Here is a 21,009-nt window from a genome sequence, read left to right as displayed (position 1 = left end):
CAGCCGCTCTGGCATCGGGCATACCGCCGGCTGGCGCACAAAGCGGGGGCGCGCCCAGGCCCTGTTTCGGTGCCCTGCTGTTTTCATGATTACGGGACTACAAGCACTGCCCGACGAATAATTCGTTAGCCTGCTTTCATTTCCCTGATGTAACAGCCATCATGGAACCACGCCCAACCGCCCACCCGCGAAAGAGCCCATGACCGCGCAACAACCCGCCCCCACCAGCAATACCCTGCACATCACCCTGCAGATTCTGTCGATCGTTTTCTATACCTTCATTGCCTTCCTCTGCATCGGCCTGCCGATTGCGGTGCTGCCAGGCTATGTGCACGACCAGTTGGGCTTCGGCGCGGTGATCGCCGGCGTGACCATTGGCCTGCAATACCTGGCCACCCTGCTTAGCCGCCCGTTCGCCGGGCGCGTCGCAGATACCCTCGGCGGCAAACAGGCCATCCGCTTCGGCCTGCTTGGGATTGCCGGTTGCGGTGTATTGACCTTGCTGTCCGCCTGGTCCCTGACGCTGCCGCTGCTCAGCCTGGCGCTGTTGCTTACTGGCCGGTTGCTGCTGGGCATCGCCCAGGGGCTGATCGGCGTGGCCACCTTGAGTTGGGGCATCAGCCAGGTCGGCCCCGAGCACACCGCCAGGGTGATCTCGTGGAACGGTATCGCCTCCTATGGTGCCATCGCGATTGGCGCCCCATTGGGCGTGCTGGCCGTGGACGGGCTGGACTTCAGCGTGCTCGGGCCGGCGTTGCTGGTACTGGCGGTTGTTGCCCTGCTGGTGTTGCGCAAACGGCCTGACGTGGTAGTGGCGCGCGGCGAGCGCCTGCCATTCTGGTCCGCTTTTGGTCGTGTCGCCCCATGCGGCCTGGGCCTCACCCTGGCCTCGATCGGCTATGGCACCCTGACCACCTTCGTCACCCTGTACTACCTGGAGCGCGGCTGGGCCGGCGCCGCCTGGTGCCTGAGTGCATTTGGTGTGTGCTTCATCATTTCGCGGCTGCTGTTCGTCAACGCGGTCAACCGCTTTGGTGGCTACAACGTTGCAGTCGCCTGCATGGGCACCGAGGTGCTCGGCCTGAGCCTGCTGTGGCTGGCGCCTTCGCCGGCCTGGGCGCTGGTGGGCGCCGGCCTTACGGGTTTCGGGCTTTCGCTGGTTTATCCAGCGCTGGGCGTCGAGGCCATCAAGCAGGTACCCAGCAGCAGCCGTGGCGCGGGGTTGGGCGCCTATGCAGTGTTCTTCGACATGGCCCTCGCCATCGCCGGGCCGGTGATGGGGGCAGTGGCCGTGCACCTGGGCTATGCGTCGATCTTCTGCGTGGCAGCCCTGCTCGCCCTGGCCGGGGTAAGCCTAACGCTGTTGCTGTCGCGTCGCGCCCGCCTCGGCTGATCGCTCGCCCAGTTGCGCCGGGCCCAGTGCCTGGCTGAAAAACGCCGCCGTTTCCCGTTCCAGCGAATGATGGATATGGCGGCGATCCACACCCTCGGCATCTTTGCACAACGCCGGCATGCGCGCGTATTGCTCGGTGTCGCAGTGGGCCATGAACACAAAATGGCCAGCGCCGGCCAACAGGCGGTAATCCGGTGTGACCGGCAGCTTGTGGGCCAGCGCCTCGGCGTTGCGGTCCACGGCCACCAGCTGATCGCTGTCACCGCTGTAGATCAGCGCAGGCACCTGCACACCGGCCAAGGCATGGCGGCCAAACAACAGGCTCAGCGGAGCCATCAGCATCACGGCCCCTACGCGCGGGTCTGCCTGTGGCGCCAGCTCGCTGCGGTCGGCGATCAGAATACCGTGGGTTTTGCAGGCATCGGCGTCGTTTGGGCGCTCCAGGCAATACTGACGCAGGCGGTCCAGGTCGGGGCGCGCACCAGACAGGATCAACGCCGTTTCACCGCCAGCTGAATAGCCGATCACGCCCACCTTGCCATCATTCAGGTAAGGCCCGAGCAATCCGTCGTCACGGGCGGCGCTTATTGCAGCGCTGACCTGAAGCGGCCGACCATAAAGGTTACTCAGGGTGCCCAGGCGACTGTGGTCGCGGGCGTTGTCCCCGGGGTGCACGACCGCCACCACCACGAAGCCCTGGCGCGCCAACGAGGTGGCCAGGTAATGCAGGGCCAGCGGGCTGCCGGTATTGCCATGGGACAGCACCAGCAACGGGAACTCCCCCATGGCAACGGGTGCCTCTTCCGCCACCTCGATGGGGTAGCCGTCTATGCGGCTGCTGCGGGTTTTGCCGGTAGCGGGGTAAAACGCCAGCGCTTGCATTGGCCGGCTATCGACCGGGTCGGTCAATGTCATGTGGTGCATGCCGGCGACCCAAGGCGCAGCCTCGGCATGGGCCAGCAGGCCGCCGAGCAGGGCCAGCGCCAACACGCAGCGTGGAATGGTCATCGGCCGGCGGTTCCTTGCAGGGCGAAGTGATGGCCCAGCATAGAACCGGCGTGGCACACACCGGATGAAAACTGGATGAAACCCTCGTCATGCAGGGTGCGCGTGCGCGCTATGCATTTGCGCATGGTGTCGAACCCGTGGCATAGATGCAGGTCCACGTTAGGCTTTGTACGAAAAGTGCCTGCGCGACGATCATGCTGCGTTGAAAACAGGCTCGGAATGCTCATTTGCAACCAGCAAAGTCGGGCGCGACCCCGGCCGTTCCTCGCCTGTTTTCGCCTTGCCTGATCGCCGCTCGGCGACTTTTCGTACAAACCCTAGTACGTGACTGTATTGCGCCATTGAAGGAGATTCATGCATGAGCAAGCCCGCCTACGTGCCACCCAAGGTCTGGCGCAACGACGCAGCGTCCGGCGGCCAGTTCGCCAGCATCAACCGCCCGGTTGCCGGCCCCACGCACGACAAGGAGCTGCCGCTGGGCAAGCACCCGCTGCAGTTGTATTCCCTGGCCACGCCCAATGGCGTCAAGGTCACGATTGCCCTTGAAGAGCTGCTCGACCTGGGCCATACCGGTGCCGAATACGATGCCTGGCTGATCCGCATTGGCGAGGGCGACCAGTTTTCCAGTGGCTTCGTGCAGGTAAACCCCAACTCGAAGATCCCTGCCCTGCTCGACCGCAGTGTCGAGCCACCGGTGCGGGTGTTCGAATCGGGGTCGATCCTGCTGTACCTGGCAGACAAGTTCGCAGCACTGTTGCCCGCATCACCGGCTGCGCGTACCGAAAGCCTGAACTGGTTGTTCTGGCAAATGGGCGCGGCACCTTACCTGGGCGGTGGCTTTGGGCATTTCTATGTCTATGCGCCGGAAAAGTTCGAATACGCCATCAACCGCTTCACCATGGAAGCCAAGCGCCAGCTGGATGTACTTGAACGCCGCCTGGCTGAAAGCCGCTATTTGGGCGGCGACGAGTACAGCATTGCCGATATCGCCGTGTGGCCGTGGTATGGCCAGTTGGTGCGCGGCAACCTGTATGGCGCAGCGGAGTTCCTGGCGGTGGATGAATACCCCCATGTGCAGCGCTGGGCCGAGGAGATTGCCCTGCGCCCTGCGGTGCAACGCGGTACCCGGGTGAACCGCACCTGGGGGGATGAAGACAGCCAGGTGCCGGAGCGGCACGCTGCGGCGGATCTTGATTAAAGGGTTATGGCAATATGCTGGGCAGCTTTCTTGCTGGGAGGCTGCCACACGCCAACCGGATAATGCTCAAAACTCGACCGTATACCCCACAATCACCCGGTTCTCATCCGCCGCATCGGCAAAGTTCGAACGCATGCTCGCATTACGCCAACGCAGCGATACATTGCGCAGCGGCCCCGACTGCACCACGTAGGTGATATCCGTGGTCCGCTCCCATTCCCGCCCTTCGCCATCACCCGCTGCCAACGCCCGGCCTTTGGTGCTGGCAATGCGCTGCGGGTCCACCTGATCGCCCTTCACATAGCGCACATTGAAGGTAAGCCCCGGGATACCCAAGGCAGCAAAGTTGTAGTCATACCGCAGCATCCAGGCCCGCTCGTTCGCCAGGGCAAACGTGCTGACCTGCTGTTCGCTGAACAGCCAGGTATCGGTGCCCCCCACGTAGGCGTACGCCGTATCACCACGCACTTTCTGATAACCACCGCTGAACGTATGGCCTTGAACGCTATACCCGAAGTTGGTGCTGAGCGCCTGGTTGTCGACTTTGCCCAGCATTGCACGGCCCTGCTCCCGTGCGCTGAACCAGCGCCACTCGGTGAAGACATCCCCCGGGCCAAGGCGGGTCTTGAACTTGAACCCGGCAAAATCACGGCGGAACAGGTCCTGCAGCGTACTGGTGTGTAGGCTGAGGGTGAGGTTGTTCAGGGCTTGATAGTCAGCACCGGCGTAGTACAACCGGTCGCTGGTGACCGTTGCCGAATAGGCCCCTTGCTGCGCCATGGCCGTCAGGTGCTCGTAGTCGGTGGAGTCTCGCAACTTGGTGGCATCGACTTGCAGCAGGGTAAAGGTAAACCGGTCCAGGTCCTTGCTGACCAGCTGCGCGCCGTTGAACCACTGCGGGAACAGCCGGCTGTTGTTGGACGCCAGCAGCGGTAGCTGCGGGCTCAGGCCACCGACTTTCAATTCGCTCTGCGCCAGCCTGGCCTTGAACGTAGCGACGGCCTTGGCGTAGTTATCCACGGCGCTTTTGTCACTGCCACGTGGCAGCAGGCCGGTGCCGCTGCGGTCGGGCGAAGAATCCAGCTTCACCCCCAGCATGCCTGCCACGTCCAGGCCAAAGCCGACCACGCCGCCGGTGTAGCCAGACTGCAAGCGTAGCATCAAGCCCTGGGCCCATTCCCCACGCCGGGATTGCGTGGCGCTGTCACCGTGGAAGTCGCGGTCGAAATAGAAATTGCGCAGTTCCAGGCTGCCACTGCCGTCATCGACAAAGGCGGCCTGGGCGGTTTGCCAGGCGCAGCAAAGCGCCGCGAGCATCAGCGATGCTCGCCGGAATGTATTGATCATGGGGGTGCCTTGTTCTTGTTGTTGTTCGCGAAGGCTCGGCGCCAATCAGTTTTTGGGGTTGCGCACGTAGCGCATGACCACCAGGCAGGCGATCAGGATCAGCGGGGCAATGGACAGCATGCCCATGGAGGTGCTGCCGGTAAGGTCATTGATTTTGCCCACCATCACCGGCGCAACGATGCCGCTCAGCTGCCCGACCGAGTTGATCGCCGCAGTACCGGTAGCAATCGCCAGGCCCGAGAAGGTCGATTGCGGGATGGTCCAGAAGATCGGGATGGCAATGAAGGTGCCTGCGGTGGCCAGCACCAACGCCGCCATCATTGCCACCGACGAGTCGGAAAACAGGCACGCCAGCAGGTAGCCGACAGCCGCTGCAAGCAGGCAATACACCAGGTAGCGCTTGCGTTCGCCGGTACGGTCGGAGCGGCGGGTCAGCAACACCATGCCGATGCAGGCCACTGCGTAAGGCAACGCAGACAGAACGCCGACCCAGAGCATGTCCTGCACACCCGATGACTTGATCAGGTGCGGCATCCAGAAGTTGAGGCCATAGGACGCGGTTTTGACCACGTAGTAGATGAACGCCATGATCGCCACTTCGCGGGTCAGCAGTACCCGCCAGATCGAACCGAGAATGGGCTTTTCGGTGCGTTTGTCCTGGGCCAGGTTTTCCTTCAGCAGGTCTTTCTCTTCACGGTTCAACCATCTGGCTGCGTCGATGTCACGGTCCAGCTTCCACAGCACCAACAGCCCCAGCACCACGCAAGGCAGGCCGGACATCAGGAACAACCAGTGCCAGCCGGCAAGGCCCAGCACACCGTCCATGGTCCCCAGCAGGAAGCCAGCTGCCGGGCCACCCACCGCGCCGGCCAGCGGCACCGCCAGGAACCACAAACCATTCATCTTCGCCAGGTGCTTGCGGGGGAACCAGCAGGCCAGGTAGAACAGGATCGCCGGGCCGAAGCCGGCCTCCATCACGCCGATCAGAAAACGCAGGAAGTACAGGGTGTACTGGGTATAGGCAAACACCAGCGCGGCCGTGGCCAGGCCCCACGACACCATGATCCGGCAGATCCAGGCCGGTGCGCCGTAGCGCTTCAGGCCCAGGCTGCTGGGCACCTCGAACAGCACGTAGCCCACGAAGAACATGCTTGCGGCCAGGCCGTAGGCGGCATCGCTCAGGCCCAGTTCCTGCTGCATCTGGGCTTTGGCAAAACTGATGTTGATGCGGTCGAAGTACGAGAACAGGAAGCAGATGATGGCCAGCGGCATGATGCGCCAGGCCACGCGGCGGTACAGCAGCAGTTCATCGATGTGACTGTCGGTGCGCTCACGCGCCAGTTCGCCTGTCATGGCAACCATGGTGGATCTCCATTGTTGTAATTATTGGAGAGCAGCAGCGCCTCGGTGGGCGCCGCTTGCAGATTTTTCAGCGAATGCGGATCAGTTTTTCCTTGAAGGCCTGGCCTTTGTCGACGTACTCCGCGGCGTTGCGCTGCATGGCGGCGATGGCTTGCGGCGTCAATTCCCGCACCACCTTGGCCGGCGCCCCCAGGATCAGCGAATTGTCTGGGAACACCTTGCCCTCGGTAACGATGGCACCGGCACCGACCAGGCAGTTGTTGCCAATGACCGCGCCATTGAGGATCACCGCCTGGATGCCGATCAACGCACCATCACTGATGGTGCAGCCATGCAGCATTGCCTGGTGGCCGATGGTGACACCCCGCCCCACGGTCAGCGCAAAGCCGGGGTCGGCGTGCAGCACCGCACCTTCCTGCACGTTGCTGTGCTGGCCGATACGGATGGGTTCGTTGTCACCCCGCAGCACGGCCTGCGGCCATACACTGACGCCTTGTTCCAGGGTAACGTCGCCAATTACGCTGGCATCCTCGGCAACGAAGGTTTCCGGGTGCAGGCTGGGCACGAGGGTGTCGTATTGGTAAATCGCCATTTCAACTCTCCTCAAGCCGCATCGTCGGTTTTCAGTACACCGGCTGCGCAGAGTTGGGCGATGTGCTCATCGCTGTAACCCAGCTCGCGCATCACCTGGCGGGTGTGCTCGCCAACCCGCGCAATCGCCCGGCGTGGCTGCAGGCGCTGGCCGTCCAGCGACAGGGGCAGCAACGGCATCGGTGTGTGGCTGCCGTCCTCCAGTTGCAGGTCGGCCATGCCGCCGCTCTGCTGCAGGTGCGGGTCGTCGAACAGTTCTTCCGGGCGGCGGATCGGCGCAAAGGGTATGCCGTTGGCTTCCAGTTGCAACGCCAGCTGCCCGGCGTCCAGGGGGGCGAACACCTCGGCCAGGTGCGCCAGCAGCCGCGGGCGTTGCAACACGCGGTCGTTGTTGCTGGCCAGCGTCGGGTCATCGAGCAAGGCGGTCTGCCCCAGTACCTGGCACAGCGCGTGCCACTGCCCCTCACCGGTTGCGGCAACGAACATCTGCTCGCCACCGGCAAAGGTGAACACGTCATAAATGGCCCAGGCACTGATGCGGTTGGGCATCGGTGCTGCGGCCTGGCCGGTGACCACGTATTGCTGCATGTGCTGGGCGGCCAGTAGCACGCAGTTCTCGTACAGGGCGCTTTGCACCTCGCGGCCAGTGCCGGTGGTATGGCGCTCGTTGAGCGCAGCCAGCACGCCAATGGCACCGAACATGCCACCCATGATGTCGTTTACCGAACTGCCTGCGCGCAGCGGGCGGCCCACCGGCCCTGTCATGTAGGCCAGGCCAGCCATCATCTGCACCACTTCGTCCAGCGCCAGGCGGTTGTCATAGGGCCCACTGAGGAAGCCCTTGTGCGAGGCGTAGATCAACCGTGGGTTGCGTTGACGCAGCGCGGCGTAGTCCAGGCCCAGCTTGTGCATGCGCCCGGGTTTGAAGTTCTCGATGAACACGTCGGCGGTGTCGATCAGTTGCAGCACGGCCTCACGGCCTTCCGGCGTTTCGACATCGACGGCGATGCATTGCTTGTTGCGGTTGAAGGTGCGAAAGAAACCCGCCCCCGCCCCCAGCAGGCGGCGCGTGCCGTCGCCACGCACGGGTTCGATCTTGATCACTTCGGCGCCAAGGTCACCAAGGATCATGCCGCAGGTCGGGCCCATGACCATGTGCGAAATCTCGACGACACGGATGCCGTCCAAGGGAAGTCTGGACATCTTTTCATTCCTCGTTCGGGCGGGTCAGGCGGTAGCGAAATTCAGCGGTAATCCGGCGCGGGCGATGCAGCCGTACAGGGGCTCGCCCGGCAACGCCTCGCTCAGCACATGGCGCGACTCGATCAGCGCAGGCAGGTCGATACCGGTGTGGTAGCCCATGCTTGCCAGCATGAACACCAAGTCTTCGGTGACGGTGTTGCCAGAGGCGCCAGGGGCGAACGGGCAGCCACCCAGGCCCGCCAGCGAGGCATCCAGTTCGCGGATGCCCTGCTGCACCGCGACCAGGCTGTTGGCCAGGGCCAGGCCACGGGTGTCATGAAAGTGCGCGGCCCTCAGGCGGTCACCGGCAATCGCCCGCACGGCCTGCAGCACCGTCGCCACCTGGCCCGGGTTGGCGTAGCCAGTGGTGTCGCCCAGCGAGACAAGGTCGCAACCGGCTTCAATCACCTGGCGCGTCAGTGCACACAGGTCGGCCAGCGGCACCTCGCCCTGGCGCGTGCAGCCAAAGGCCACTGACATGCCGGCAATCACCTGCACCGCTTGCAGACCCATTTCGCTACGCAGCTGGCACATGCGCCCCAGCTCTTCGACCATCTCCATCGGCGTGCGGCGCACGTTGGCCAGGCTGTGCGCCATGCTGACCGACACCGGGGCGACAATACGATGGGCGCCGGACTCCAGTGCATCCCGGGCCCCGCGCAGGTTCGGCGCCAGTACAGTGACGTGCAGGTCCGGGTATGTCAGCGCATGGGCTACCACTTCGCGGGCATCGGCCATTTGCGGCAGCAAGCGCGCCGGCACGAACGAGGCGACTTCCATGTGGCGCACGCCAGCGGCGTAGGCGGCGTCGATCCAGCGGCGCTTGGCCGCCGTCGGCATGATCGTCTGCAGGCTCTGCAAGCCATCGCGCATGCCGACTTCGTTGATTGTTATTGTTGTCATCACGGTCTCTCTGTCTGATGCGTTGCGCCAGACTAAGAGCTGCATGACAAGCAGAAAAGACGTGTTTCACGGGCTGATCCATCGTCAGCCACGATGGATCAGCCTGCCACCTGCCAGGCCGGTGCGCGCAGTAACAGGTGGTCGAGCAGGCGCCGCGCAGACAGCGACAGCGTGTGCCTGTCGCGCATGCAGATGACGAATTCGCCCAGCGCCCAGTCGTCGGTCAGCGGAATCACCCGCAGGTCGAACAGCGCTGCATAGCGGGCCACGGCCTCCTGCGGGAACACCGCCAGGCCCAGGCCGAATTGCACCAGGCGGTACGCCGCGTCAAACGACGACACATACGAGCGAAAACGCAGCTCCCTGCCCGCCTGTTCGGCACTGTTGCGCATGAAGCTGTTCAAGGTGGCGAACGCCGACAGGCCCAGGTGTTCGTAGTCCAGCGTGTCTTCAAAGGCAACCTGGCTGCGCCCGGCCAAGGGATGTTCGGCGCCCACCACCACGGCCAGGTGGTCCTGGCGATAGGGCACGAACTCCAGGTCGCCCACCGCCATGGACTTGCGGCAAATCCCCAGGTCCGCATTGCCCTCCGCCACACCGCGCACCACGTCCGGGCTGAAGCGTTCTTCGATATCGGCCTGGATCAGCGGGTTCTCCAGCATGAACGCCGAGAGTTCTTCAGGCAGGAACTCCATGATCGACGACACGTTCGCCAGTACCCGCACATGGCCGCGTGCACCTTCGGCGTATTCGCTAAGTTCGCTGTCCAGGCGCTCCATGGCGCGGGTCATTTCCCGCGCATGTCGCAGCAGGGCCAGCCCCGCCGGGGTGGGCTCTACGCCGCGTTTGCTGCGTTTGAGCAAGGCGGTACCAAAGCGCGCTTCGATGTCCGAAATGCGTTTGCTGACGGCCGAAGGCGCCATGAACGCGCGCTCGCCGGCGCGGGCGATGGTGCCCTCTTCGCAAACGACGATGAACAAGTTCAACGAAAGGTGGTCGAGGGGCTGCATCACTTGGCTCGGCTTGGGGGTGGAATGGCTTGAGCAATAATGCCTGTTAGTCAGGCATTCAGGGCTGCCAGGCAACCCCAAATGCCTCAATGAACCGCTTTTACAACCGGTAATCAACACTCAGCAACACATTGCGCGGGTCACCAAAGAAGTTGTGGTCGTAGTCGATCGCCCGGTAGTAGCGCCGATCAAACAGGTTATTGAAGTTGACCGCCACGCTCAAATGCTCATCCACGTCGTATCCCAAGCGGGCGTCCCATACCGCATAACCGCCCTGCTCGCGCCCGTAATAACCGTATCCTGCCGCGTGGCTCTGGGCATTCACCCCAGTACCCACCGTGACCTGTCGCCAAGCGGCAGGCAGCCGGTAGTTGGCCCAGGCCCGGAAGATGTGTTTAGGCGTTTCGGTGTTGCCCGTGATGTTGCCGGCTACGGCAGGCTCTTCATCCAGGTACTTGAGCAGATTGAGCGTGTAGGCGGCAGACAGTTGCAGGCCAGTCAGTACCTCGCCGCTGATCTCGGCCTCAAGGCCCTGGCTACGCACGGTGCCCGCCGGCCTGTAGCAGGTGCCACCGCAGCGTGCGGCAATGTTCGAGTCGACACTGGCATCTGGCAGCGGGATGTTGTCCTGCTCCATGCGGTACAGCGCCAGCGTGGTGTTGACACGGCCATCGGCCAGTTCGCCTTTCAGGCCGATTTCGTAGCTATGCCCAGTGCGGGCATCCAGCAGGTTGCCCTGGGCAGTGCGTTGCGTCTGCGGCTTGAAAATTTCGGTGTAGCTGGCGTAGGCATTCCACTGCTCATCCAGCGCATACACCAACCCGGCATAGGGTGTGACCTTGCCATGCTTTTGTGCTGTGCTTCGGGTGACACCCCATGGCCCGTCGGAATCGAAAACGGTGCGGAAGGTGGATACCCGCCCGCCTACAATCAACTGCAAACGGTCGGTCAGCTGGTAGTCGGCAACGCCATACAACCCCTTCTGCGTGGAGGTGTAGCCGTCGAGCCACTGGTTGGCGGCATAGATCGAATCGTCGCTGGGCTCGACTGCGCTCGGGGTGTAGTCAAAGATATTGATTGGCGTGACGTAGTTGTAGCGGGCACCCCAGATGTCATTGCTCTTGAGTCGCGAGTAATTGCCACCAACAGTGAGCCCAAGGCGTCGACCGAACAGTGTTACATCACCACTGGCATTCAGGTCACCGCCCCAGTGTTCAGAGAAATAGTCGAAGGCATAGGCGTCGCCCGCCAGGGTATAACCAGGCCCCATGCGCCCCCGCCGCTGCAGGTACTTGAAGTCGTTGAACTCGCGAATGGTCACCAGGCTGCCCTTGAGGGTCCAGTCACCGGGCAGGCGCTGGGTAAGGTCGAGGTAGTAGGTGTCCTGCGTCTTGTCCCAGTTGTCCCAGCGCGTGCCCAAATAGGTGGAACGGCCTACATGGGGCATGCTGCCGTTGCTGTAGTTGGGGATACCCATCATGTACGGCGTGGCATCGACCCGCTCGTGACTGTAGCCCAGTCCCAGCAGCGTAGTGTCTGTAAGGTCGTAGTCCAGGGCGGCATACAGGGTCTGGTTGTCGCTCTGCACATAATCGACGAACGACTGGGTGGTGTCGTAGTCCATCACCAACCGCCCACGCAGGCGCCCTTGCGCATCCAGCGGCGCGCTGGTGTCGACCTGCATGGCGTAGTGATCCCACGAGCCGGCTTTAGCACTGAGGTGCGTTTGCGCCTCGGTCGTCGGACGCTTGCGCACCAGGTTCACTGCACCTGATGGGTCGCCGCCACCTTCCAGAAGGCCTTGCGGGCCACGCAGTATCTCCACACGATCGAGGATCGCGGTTTGCCCGGTAAAACTGGAACCTCGGGCATAAAGCTGGCGCTCCAGTGGCACACCGTCGTACTGGAAGCTGTTGATGAAAAATCCTCGGGAATAGAACTGGCTGCCGGTAAAAGAAGGCACCACGGTAATGCCCGGCGAGTTGGCCAGAGCATCGGCCACGCTGGTGATGTTCTGCTCGTCCATGCGCTGGCGGGTAAGCACACTGACCGCTTGCGGGATGTCCTTGATACGCTTGACACCTTTGCCAATGGTGGCAACAGGCGTGGTGTACGAGCCACTGCCTTCGGTAGCCGGCTCATTCAGGCTGGCACCAATGGTAGTAGCGCCCAGTTCAAGCGTGCCCGGCGCCGCCGCAGGCTGTACCAGGTAGCGGCCATTGCCCATGGCCGCAGCGTTCAGCCCACTGCCGGCCAGCAACACCTGCAAGGCCTGCTCGGCAGAATAGCGGCCTTGCAACGCCTGGCTGCGCTTGCCGCTGAGCAGATGCGGCTCGGCACTCAGGTAAAGCCCGGACTGCGCGGCAAATTCGGTCAGGCGCATGTCCAGTGGGCCGGCGGTCAGGTTGAAGGCTTGCGCTTGGTCGGTCTGGCTGGCCTGGGCAACACGGGTAAACGTGACAACGAACGGCGTGCTGAGCGCCAGGGCAAGGGCGAGGGGTTGAATACGGTGAACAGGCAGCATCGAGAAGTCCTTGAAGGATCACTGGGCAGTGGGGTCCGGGAGTAATCGGATGACGCTGAAAATCCGGAAGCTGCCTGGAAAACTTTTTCAGGGCTCAGTCGACAGGCTCCACGCTCACCCACCACGGCAGACGCCGCTCGATGCGTACCGGGAGCGTGTGCGCCAGCATTTCCAGGGCTTGGTCGGTGTCGTGCAGCGGGTAGGACCCCATGATGCGCAAATCAGCCACCTCGGGTGCGACGCCCATGTAGCCGGGGCGGTAACGTGCCAGCTCGGCCACCAGGCTGCGCAGGTCGGTATCACGCGCCAGCAGTACACCTTCCCGCCAGCTTTCGCGCATCGACGCGGCCTCGTGCTGCTCGGTAAAGCGCTGGCTGTCGAAGCTGACCGCCCGGCCCGCCGGAACGCGCTGCTGTAAGCCGGATTCGGCGCAGCGTGCCAGAACTTCGCCGGCAAATACCGACAGCTGCGTGCGGCCGTCATCCTGCAGCACACTGAAGCGCGTGCCCAAGGGCTGCAGGCTGCCTTGGCGGGTATACACCTGCAACGGCCGCGCATCGGCAGCGGTAACGATCAGCACTTCGCCACGGTACAGGTAAAGCGCGCGGTGCCGGGCATCGAAACGCACATCGACGGCGCTTCCACTGTTCAGCCACAGGCGCGTCCCATCGGAAAGCAGGCGCTCCTCGACCTGGCCGATGGCAGTGTGCAGGTCGGCCTGCCAGGCCAGCCAGGATTGGCGCAGGCCACCCTGCCAGCCTAACCATCCAAGTACACCGATACCGCTTACGGTCAATGCGCCGCGCAGCATGGCCCGCCGCGATTGACCACCATGGCGTATCTGCTTCAGTACGGTACTGGCGCTTTCAGCTTCTGGCTGCAACGGTGCAAAGCGCTCGCTGACCTGCTCGACGAAAGCCCAGGCCTGACGATGTGCCTCATCCGTCACCAGCCACTGTTCCAAAGCCATTCGCAGCGCCAGGTCGCCTGGGTGCCCGGCCAGATCCGCATACCAGTCGGCGGCCTGCTGCAACACGCGGTGGTCCAAGGCTTGGGGGCTCACAGCACCTTCAACCCGGCCAGTTCAGCCTCAAGTACTGCACAGTGGAGCATGGCCTTCGCCATGTAACTGGTCACGGTCCGCTCGCTTACCCCCAATTGTTCGGCGATGGCGCGGTAACCCAGGCCATGCACCTGGGCCAGGACGAACGCCTCGGCCACGGCCGCGGGCAGTTGTTCGAGCATGGCCTGCACCTGTAACAGGGTTTCCAGCATCAAAGCCCGGTGCTCCTCACTGGGCTGGAAGGCTTTGGGGCGCTCAGCCATTACTTCCAGCCACGCCTGCTCCACCCGACGGCGGCGCCAGAAGTCTACGCACATGTTTCGTGACATCGCACCCAGAAAGGCCTTGGCGTCAGCGTCACTGGCAAAGGTGCGGGGTTTGCTGAGCAAGCGCAGGAAAACGTCATGCGCCAGCTCAGCGGCATCGTGGGCATTGCCTAGCTTGTGACGGAACAGGTTGCGGACCCAGCCGTGGTGCAGGTGGTAGAGGCTGCCGACGTCTGAAGGTGGGGGTGATGGGGGCATCGGGGCACGGCACTCCATTGCGGACAAGCATGACGCATGCATCAAATAAGAATTGTTATCAATATTAGGAGTATCTGATGCCTGGCACAACTGTTGGGTCGCGAGGGCCTGCCCCAATCCCCAACTCTGGGGGAACGGTGCCCACCCACAACAACGTGTAAAACGCCGTGACTGAAAGCTGGATCCCACGTGCCACAAGGCCTGCAACGCAATTTTCAAGTTATGGCACAGCTCTTGCCGATCTCCTGCCAGACGCCCCAAGTCCATGGGCCCGTTTGCAGGAGGAATAGACTCATGCACCGACCGATACCCCACCCGCTGGCTGTGGCGATTTTCGCCGGCATGCTCCAGCTCCCGGCGCAGGCTGCCCTGAACGCTGTCGATCCAGGCGCCTACGTCCCCGCCAACGGCGGCTTCCCAGCCTGGTACCAGGACAGTCACGGTCGTACCCTCGACCTGTGCCTGACCAAGGCGGTCAGCTCCAGGGTTGCCGGCGCACCCGGCGCACCGTCGTACATGTGCACGCTGCTGCCCACACCCGGTGTGTTCGACGATACCCAACCCATCGTCTTCCCCACCAACTTCCCTGACGAAGCGTTCTGGTTCACCGCCGACGCCGCCATCGTCGACGCCGCACGTGGCATCGACCTCAGCTACGGTACCGCGATCGAGGCGGCTTTCGCCGCCGAAGAACCGGTCGAGGGTGACCAGGTCAGCTTCGCCCGGGTGCGTATCCGGGTCGATGTACCCACCGCCGGCACCTACGTGGTCACCCACCCCTACGGCGTCGAAGTGTTCGATGTGCCTGCCGCCGGGCGCCGGGCGATCAACATGACCCGCGACATCGGCATTGCCGGCGCAGGCGACTTCACCGGCGCGCTCAAGGGCGATGTCGGGCCGTTCCTGCGCAGTGTCAACGGCCCATACACCGAAGGTAACGAGCGCTTCATCGGTGACCCGAACCTGGAAGAACGGGTAACCGGCAGCCCGTTCAACACCAACTTCGTACGTATCGAAGGCCCCGGGGGCATCGACCTGCGTACTGAACTGTTCGCGATTTCCGGCAAGCTCTCGACCGTCGCCCTGCCTACCCCGCTGATGCCTCAGCGCAGTACGTATTCGCGGCACACCGAGAACGGCAACCTGCGCGCGCAGCAGGACATCTTCGTGATGGCCCCACCACCACCGGCCACCGTCACCCTGACCAGCCAGGCGCCCAGCCTGAACCTCACCGAGGCCAACGGCACCGGCGCCTGGTATGCCCAGTCGGCCCTCAACCCGGCAGCTGGCACAATCCTGACGCTGAGCGCCGACAACAGCGTGGCGATCCCGACCAGCAGCCTGACCACGCGCAACGTGCCACTGACCGATCTGGTCACCATCACCCAGGCGCAATACCGCCTCTCCACGGGCGAGCTGACCCTGGTGGCAAGCACCAGCGACGAAACCACCCCGCCAGTGCTCACCGCACATACCGGCAACGGCACGTTGATCGGCAACCTGGGCGGTACCGGCGCCGTGAAAACGTTGAGCATGACCCTCTCGCCGATCCCGCCGGCCAAGGTGCAGGTCACCAGTGCCAATGGTGGTAGCGACACCGAAGACGTGGTGCTGGTGCCATGAACAGACAAAGGCTCAGCCTTCAAGGAGGCCGCATGAACACTTGGTCGCGCCGTGCGCTGTTCGCCGCCGGTTTTTCCCTCACCGTTACCAGCGCTGCCTTTGCCGCGCTGTCTGAAGTCGACCCGGGGCCCTATACCTTTGCCACGGGCGGCTACCCCATGTGGTACAAGGACAGCCTCAACCAGTCCCTGGAACTGTGCCAGTCACGTGCCACCAGCACCCGGGTACCGGGTACCCCGGCTGCCCCGTCGTACATGTGCACCCTGCTGCCAGAGCCCGGCATCTACGATGACGCGCTGCCGCTGGTGTTCCCCGACAACTGGCCGCCAGAAATGTTCTGGTTCCTGGCCGAAGCCACCATCCCTGCCGTAGGCAACAGTGGCTATGAACTGGACGCCTACGTTGCAGGGCTGGAAGCGGCCTTTGCGGCCGAAAACCCGGTAGACGGCGACCAGCAGAGCTTCGCCCGTATCCGCATCCGCGTTTCGGTGCCGCGCGCCGGTACCTACACCATCACCCACCCCTACGGTGTAGAGACGGTCAACGTCGCCACGCCAGGGCGGCGGGCGATCAACATCACCCGCGACATCGGCATCGGCGCACCGGGCAACTTCACGGGGGCGCTCAACGGTGCACTCGGGCCATGGCTGCGCGGGGTGGGCGGGCCTTACACCGAGGTCAACCCGGACACCGGCTCCACCGAAACCTTCATTGGTGACCCGAACCGCCCGGAAGCCGTGGTCGGCAGCCCGTTCAACACCAACTTCATCCGCATCGACGGCCCGCCCGGGCGCATCGAGACCGCGTTGTTCACGGTATCGGGGAAGGTGCTGGACCAGCGTGCGCAAACCCCGGTCACCCTGGAGCGCGCCACCTATTCACGCAACGGCAGCGGCACCCGCGTGGAAGTGTTCGCCAAGGCGCCGAAAGAGGCCAGCTTGTGCATGCGCAATGGTCTGGCCCTGATCGGCACACCGCCCTCGCCTTGCCAGTTCAACCTCACGGCAGACAACAACGGCCTGTTCTTCAGCCAGCAGCTCAGCCAGGCCGTTCCGCCAGCAGTGGTGGTGGTCACGGCCAGCAACAGTGCCGGCGGTACCCAACCGACTGCACTGTCCAGCAAGCTGACCGACGTGGTGAAAGTCAGCACCGCACGCTATGACTGGGCCAACAAACGCCTGCTGATCGAGGCCAGGTCCAGTGACGAGGTCGTCGTGCCGGACATGCTCGCCCAGGGTTACGGCCGCATGTCCAAATCCGGCACCCTGCAAAGCATCACGGTCAACGACGTGCCGCAACCGCCAGCCACCGTTACGGTCAAGTCTGCCCACGGCGGCAGCGACGTGGAACCGGTGCTGGTGGTTGGCAATGCCCCGGCCGAAGCGGCCAACCAGCCACCACTGGCACAGGCCGACGTCGGCAGCACCAGTGTCGGTGTGCCGATTACCCTCAACCTGCTGCAAAACGACAGCGACCCCGACGGCAATGTGCCGCTCAGCATCAGTGACCTCACCCAGCCCGGCACTGGCCTGGGTGGCGTGGTGCTCAACGGGACCACCTCGGTGACCTACACCCCGCCAGCCGGGGCCACGCAACCGCTGGTGGCCACCTTCAGCTACCGGGCGGTGGACGCCAAGGGCCTGAAGTCGACACCGGCCACGGTCACCGTCAACGTCGCGCCTAACCAGGCGCCAACCGCCAACCCGGAAACCGTCGCCACCCTGGGCGTGCCATTGACCATCAACGTGCTGGCCAACGACACCGACCCGGAAGGCAACCTGCCGCTGGCCGTTGCCGCCGTCACTCAACCCGCTGCTGGCCGCGGCACAGTCAGTACCGATGGCACCACCGTGACCTACACGCCACCGGCCACGGTGACCGCCGCCTTCACCACCACCTTCACCTACCAGGCGCGTGACTCGCTGGGGGCGCTGTCCACCCCAGGTACGGTAACCGTCAACGTGTCGCCTCGGCCTGCCGCCGAAACCTTCGCAATCACGGCAGCCACCGTCACGGCGCGCTCCAACAACCGATACAACTGGGACTTCAGCGGCACCTCATCGGTAACCACGGGCAACGTTGTCACCGTCCGGGTCACCACCACCACCGGGGTGCAAACACTGGGTACCGCCACGGTTCCGGTGAATGGCCGCTGGCGCCTGTCGGTGAGCAACAGCACCACGGTTATCCCGACTGCCGCGCCGACGGCCACCATCACCACCAGCCCGGGTACCACCCGCACCGTCAACGTGGTTGTGCAGTAAAGGCGGGGTAACGCCATGAAATGCCTGTATCCACTGCTGCTCAGCCTGGCCCTGGCGGGCCAGGCCAGTTGGGCCGACGACCTGATGGACAATGCCGACCTTGCGCCCGGCAACGACCTCGGTGACCCGGTGATCATCCGCCTGTTACCGGTCGGCGCCGGCCAGGCTGCGGTGATCGAGCAGCAAGGGTCGGGCAACCGCGCCGCCCTCGACCAGAATGGCCAGGCCCTGCTGGGCCGCATCATCCAGGCCGGTGGCGCGCAGGAAGCGTACATCCTGCAAGAAGGTAGTGACCTGATGGCCAGCATCAGCCAACAGGGAAATGGCAACAGCGCGTCGATCCGCCAAAGCGGCAGCAGCAACCGTGCAGCCATCGAGCAGATCGGCAACGACAACAGCGCCAGCATCGTGCAGTCCGGTTCGGGCCTCAACAGCTCCGTGTCCCAGACCGGCAATGGCCAGCATGTTCAGATCACCCAATACCGATAGACCTGGAGGCACCACCATGTACAAGCTCGCTCCCCTCAGTGCCGCTATCGTCCTGGCCCTTGCAGGCCAGGCCATGGCTGCTGACAGCACCTCGTCCCAGACCCAGGACGGTAAAGAGAACATCGCCGAGGTCACCCAGACCCAGGCGTCCTTCGCTTCTGCTACCCAGAACCAGACCGGCAAAGGCCACAACCACCTGGCCGTGCAAACCGAGAGCACCAGCGATATCAAGCAAAGCGCCACAGGGCAGTACAACGCCGGCTACGCCGAGCAGCTGTTCGAGAATGGCAGCCAGATCACCCAGCACGCCAGTGGTAGCCTCAACGACGCCTTCGCCAGCCAGTCGGTGGGCCAGGGCAACGAAGCCTTGCAAACCCAGCAAGGCAGCGCCAACGCATCAACGGTGTGGCAGGACACCCAGGAAGGCAGCAAGGCTACCACCTGGCAATCCGGCCAGCGCAACGAGGCCTTCATCGAGCAGACCTTCGGCGGCAGCAACAACCGCAGCACGGTCAACCAGGCCGGCCAGGACAACTACGCCGCCGCCGAGCACCTGAACCACCTCGATGGTGATATCCAGGTCTACCAGGATGGCCAAGGCAACTGGGCCTATGGCGACCAGCGAGACGGCACCGGCGGCACCATCGGCATCGGCCAGTATGGCAGCGGCAACTCGGTGGAAGTGTGGCAGGACACCCAGGTCGGCAGCCAGGCCTCGGTGACCCAGACAGGTCAGCTGAACGAGGGCTACATCGACCAGAGCTTCGGTGCCGACAACAAGGTCAGCCTGTCGCAACAGGGCCGCGCCAACGCCAGCTGGTCCGACCAGTTCGAGACCAACAACGCCACCACCACCATTACCCAGAACGGCAACAACAACCTGCATTACACCTACCAGAATGGTGAAAACCTCAACCTCACCATCAACACCAAGGGCAATGGCAACACCATCACCGCCAGCAACTGGAAAGGCGCCAAGCTGGGTGGCCAGTTCGGCACCAACCAGAACGCCACCATCAACCAGACCGGTAACGGCAACGGCGTCAACCTGACCCAGAACGGTGACAACCAGCGGGCCACGCTGACCCAGAAGGGCAACGGCAACCAGATGCAGACCAAGCAGGCCGACAGCAACAACGAGCTGTATTTCGAGCAGAACGGTACCGACAACATCCTGATCGCCGACCAGCGCGGTACCGACAACTATGCCTACGGCAACAGCCAAGGCACCGGCAACTCCATCACGCTGGACCAGTCCGGCTACGGCAACCAGAGCTACACCAACCAGCTGTACGGTAGCGGCAACGAAGCCACCATCAAACAGACTGACAGTATCAACGTCGCCTACGTAACCCAGGGAGGCCAGGGTAACAAGGCGTTCGTCGACCAGAGCGGTATCGCCCAAACCGCCACCATCACACAGATGGGCAGCGCAAACATGGCCACTGTGACCCAGAAGTAAACCCTTCCCCCTTGAACCGCGGTGCTCCTCTCCCTGGTGCCGCGGTTCCTTTTTTTCCTGCACCATTTCCGTTTGTTTTTCCGGCCCATTCGCGGGCAAGCCCGCTCCCACAGGCATACCGCAGGACTGACATCTGCGCGGTCCCTGTGGGAGCGGGTTCACCCGCGAATAGGCCAGACCTGCCAAGCGCATTACAATGCTCAGCACCCAACCCGACTTCCACCCCCATGATCCAGTCCGACCTCGACCTGTTCGGCCCCCAGCCGCAACGCCTGGCCAGCCACACCGTGCTGCTGCCCGGGTTCGCCCTGGGCGAAATCGAACCCCTGCTCGACGCCCTGCGCCCGGTGCTGCGTGCCGCGCCGTTCCGGCACATGCACACGCCGGGTGGCCTGCGCATGGCAGTTGCCCTGACCAACTGCGGCGCACTGGGTTGGGTCAGCGATGAGCGCGGTTACCGCTACAGCCCCCACGACCCGCTCAGCGCAAAGCCCTGGCCGGCCCTACCCCCGGTCTTGCTCGCCTTGGCCGCCCGCGCCGCCGCCATGGCCGGGTTCGAAGACTTCGTACCGGACGCCTGCCTGGCCAACCACTATCTGCCCGGCACCCGCCTGAGCCTGCACCAGGACCGTGACGAGCAGGATTTCGGCCAGCCGATCGTGTCGGTGTCGCTGGGGTTGCCGGCAGTGTTCCTGCTTGGGGGGTTGCAACGAAGCGACAAGACCCAGCGCATACCATTGAGCCATGGCGACGTGCTGGTCTGGGGCGGTGAAGACCGCCTGCGCTTTCATGGTGTATTGCCGATCAAGCCCGGCGTGCATGCGCGCATGGGCGAGCGGCGCATCAACCTCACCTTGCGCAAGGCAGGTGGCTGAGCCAGTCGAACGGTTGGAAAACAAGATGAACGTGCATGAAACACGTTGAACATCTTGGTCAGGCAAGCTTCAAATGATAAGCCGCTTCCATCACCCGGAGCCTGCCATGCCCTGCACCTCTCGCCCTATGC

General features: G+C 63.6%; 17 protein-coding genes. 7 read left to right on the top strand and 10 right to left on the bottom strand.

The features are described from left to right. Positions 1-199: 199 nt before the first annotated feature. A complete protein-coding gene (locus ACFY9W_RS19345; RefSeq protein WP_391133205.1) occupies positions 200-1,393 on the top strand; it encodes an MFS transporter in 1,194 nt (397 codons plus the stop codon). Here the strand turns inward: ACFY9W_RS19345 and ACFY9W_RS19340 are convergent. Next, a complete protein-coding gene (locus tag ACFY9W_RS19340) occupies positions 1,355-2,401 on the bottom strand; it encodes an alpha/beta hydrolase family protein (protein ID WP_391133202.1) in 1,047 nt (348 codons plus the stop codon). The two genes, ACFY9W_RS19345 and ACFY9W_RS19340, sit on opposite strands and share 39 nt — an antisense overlap. Positions 2,402-2,759: 358 nt before the next feature. Between ACFY9W_RS19340 and yghU the strand changes: the two genes are divergently transcribed. Next, complete coding sequence (gene yghU, locus ACFY9W_RS19335; protein ID WP_391133199.1) at positions 2,760-3,599, top strand: glutathione-dependent disulfide-bond oxidoreductase; 840 nt, start codon at positions 2,760-2,762, stop codon at positions 3,597-3,599. Between the two features lie 66 nt (positions 3,600-3,665). On the opposite strand, the gene ACFY9W_RS19330 is transcribed toward yghU, so the two are convergent. The 9 genes from ACFY9W_RS19330 to ACFY9W_RS19290 all read right to left on the bottom strand — a co-directional run bounded on the left by ACFY9W_RS19330 (position 3,666) and on the right by ACFY9W_RS19290 (position 14,165). After that, complete coding sequence (locus ACFY9W_RS19330; RefSeq protein ID WP_391133196.1) at positions 3,666-4,946, bottom strand: OprD family outer membrane porin; 1,281 nt, start codon at positions 4,944-4,946, stop codon at positions 3,666-3,668. Positions 4,947-4,991: 45 nt separating this feature from the next. After that, complete coding sequence (locus ACFY9W_RS19325) at positions 4,992-6,308, bottom strand: MFS transporter (protein ID WP_391133193.1); 1,317 nt, start codon at positions 6,306-6,308, stop codon at positions 4,992-4,994. A 67-nt stretch (positions 6,309-6,375) separates the two neighbouring features. Further along, positions 6,376-6,900, bottom strand: coding sequence for a gamma carbonic anhydrase family protein (locus ACFY9W_RS19320; protein ID WP_391133190.1), 525 nt, complete (start codon positions 6,898-6,900; stop codon positions 6,376-6,378). A gap of 11 nt (positions 6,901-6,911) precedes the next feature. After that, entirely contained in the window at positions 6,912-8,102 is a 1,191-nt protein-coding gene (locus tag ACFY9W_RS19315) for a CoA transferase (protein WP_391133187.1), read from the bottom strand. A 24-nt stretch (positions 8,103-8,126) separates the two neighbouring features. Next, a complete protein-coding gene (locus ACFY9W_RS19310) occupies positions 8,127-9,044 on the bottom strand; it encodes a hydroxymethylglutaryl-CoA lyase (protein WP_391133184.1) in 918 nt (305 codons plus the stop codon). 98 nt (positions 9,045-9,142) lie between these two features. Continuing rightward, positions 9,143-10,054 carry a LysR substrate-binding domain-containing protein gene (locus ACFY9W_RS19305; RefSeq protein WP_391133181.1) on the bottom strand — a complete coding sequence of 304 codons (912 nt, stop codon included), beginning with the start codon at positions 10,052-10,054 and terminating at the stop codon, positions 9,143-9,145. 100 nt (positions 10,055-10,154) lie between these two features. Continuing rightward, complete coding sequence (locus tag ACFY9W_RS19300; protein ID WP_391133178.1) at positions 10,155-12,578, bottom strand: TonB-dependent siderophore receptor; 2,424 nt, start codon at positions 12,576-12,578, stop codon at positions 10,155-10,157. A gap of 94 nt (positions 12,579-12,672) precedes the next feature. Beyond that, positions 12,673-13,641 carry a FecR domain-containing protein gene (locus ACFY9W_RS19295; protein ID WP_391133175.1) on the bottom strand — a complete coding sequence of 323 codons (969 nt, stop codon included), beginning with the start codon at positions 13,639-13,641 and terminating at the stop codon, positions 12,673-12,675. Next, positions 13,638-14,165 (bottom strand): sigma-70 family RNA polymerase sigma factor, encoded by a 528-nt coding sequence (locus ACFY9W_RS19290; RefSeq protein ID WP_391133172.1) that lies wholly within the window; start codon positions 14,163-14,165, stop codon positions 13,638-13,640. Before ACFY9W_RS19290 ends, ACFY9W_RS19295 begins: the two co-directional genes overlap by 4 nt. A 294-nt stretch (positions 14,166-14,459) precedes the next feature. On the opposite strand from ACFY9W_RS19290, the gene ACFY9W_RS19285 reads away from it, so the two are divergent. From ACFY9W_RS19285 to alkB, 5 genes are all read left to right on the top strand, one after another. Next, complete coding sequence (locus tag ACFY9W_RS19285) at positions 14,460-15,788, top strand: hypothetical protein (protein WP_391133169.1); 1,329 nt, start codon at positions 14,460-14,462, stop codon at positions 15,786-15,788. A gap of 32 nt (positions 15,789-15,820) precedes the next feature. Beyond that, positions 15,821-18,052 (top strand): Ig-like domain-containing protein, encoded by a 2,232-nt coding sequence (locus ACFY9W_RS19280; RefSeq protein ID WP_391133166.1) that lies wholly within the window; start codon positions 15,821-15,823, stop codon positions 18,050-18,052. A gap of 15 nt (positions 18,053-18,067) precedes the next feature. Then, positions 18,068-18,541 (top strand): curlin, encoded by a 474-nt coding sequence (locus tag ACFY9W_RS19275; RefSeq protein WP_391133163.1) that lies wholly within the window; start codon positions 18,068-18,070, stop codon positions 18,539-18,541. A 16-nt stretch (positions 18,542-18,557) separates the two neighbouring features. Next, positions 18,558-20,003 (top strand): curlin, encoded by a 1,446-nt coding sequence (locus ACFY9W_RS19270; protein WP_391133161.1) that lies wholly within the window; start codon positions 18,558-18,560, stop codon positions 20,001-20,003. 227 nt (positions 20,004-20,230) lie between these two features. Further along, positions 20,231-20,878: a DNA oxidative demethylase AlkB gene (alkB, locus tag ACFY9W_RS19265; protein WP_391133159.1), complete on the top strand. Its 648-nt coding sequence runs from the start codon at positions 20,231-20,233 to the stop codon at positions 20,876-20,878. The last annotated feature ends 131 nt before the right edge of the window (positions 20,879-21,009 follow it).

This window comes from Pseudomonas sp. NPDC008258, assembly GCF_042956345.1.
Taxonomy (GTDB): domain Bacteria; phylum Pseudomonadota; class Gammaproteobacteria; order Pseudomonadales; family Pseudomonadaceae; genus Aquipseudomonas.
This window is presented reverse-complemented; position numbering and strand designations above follow the sequence as displayed.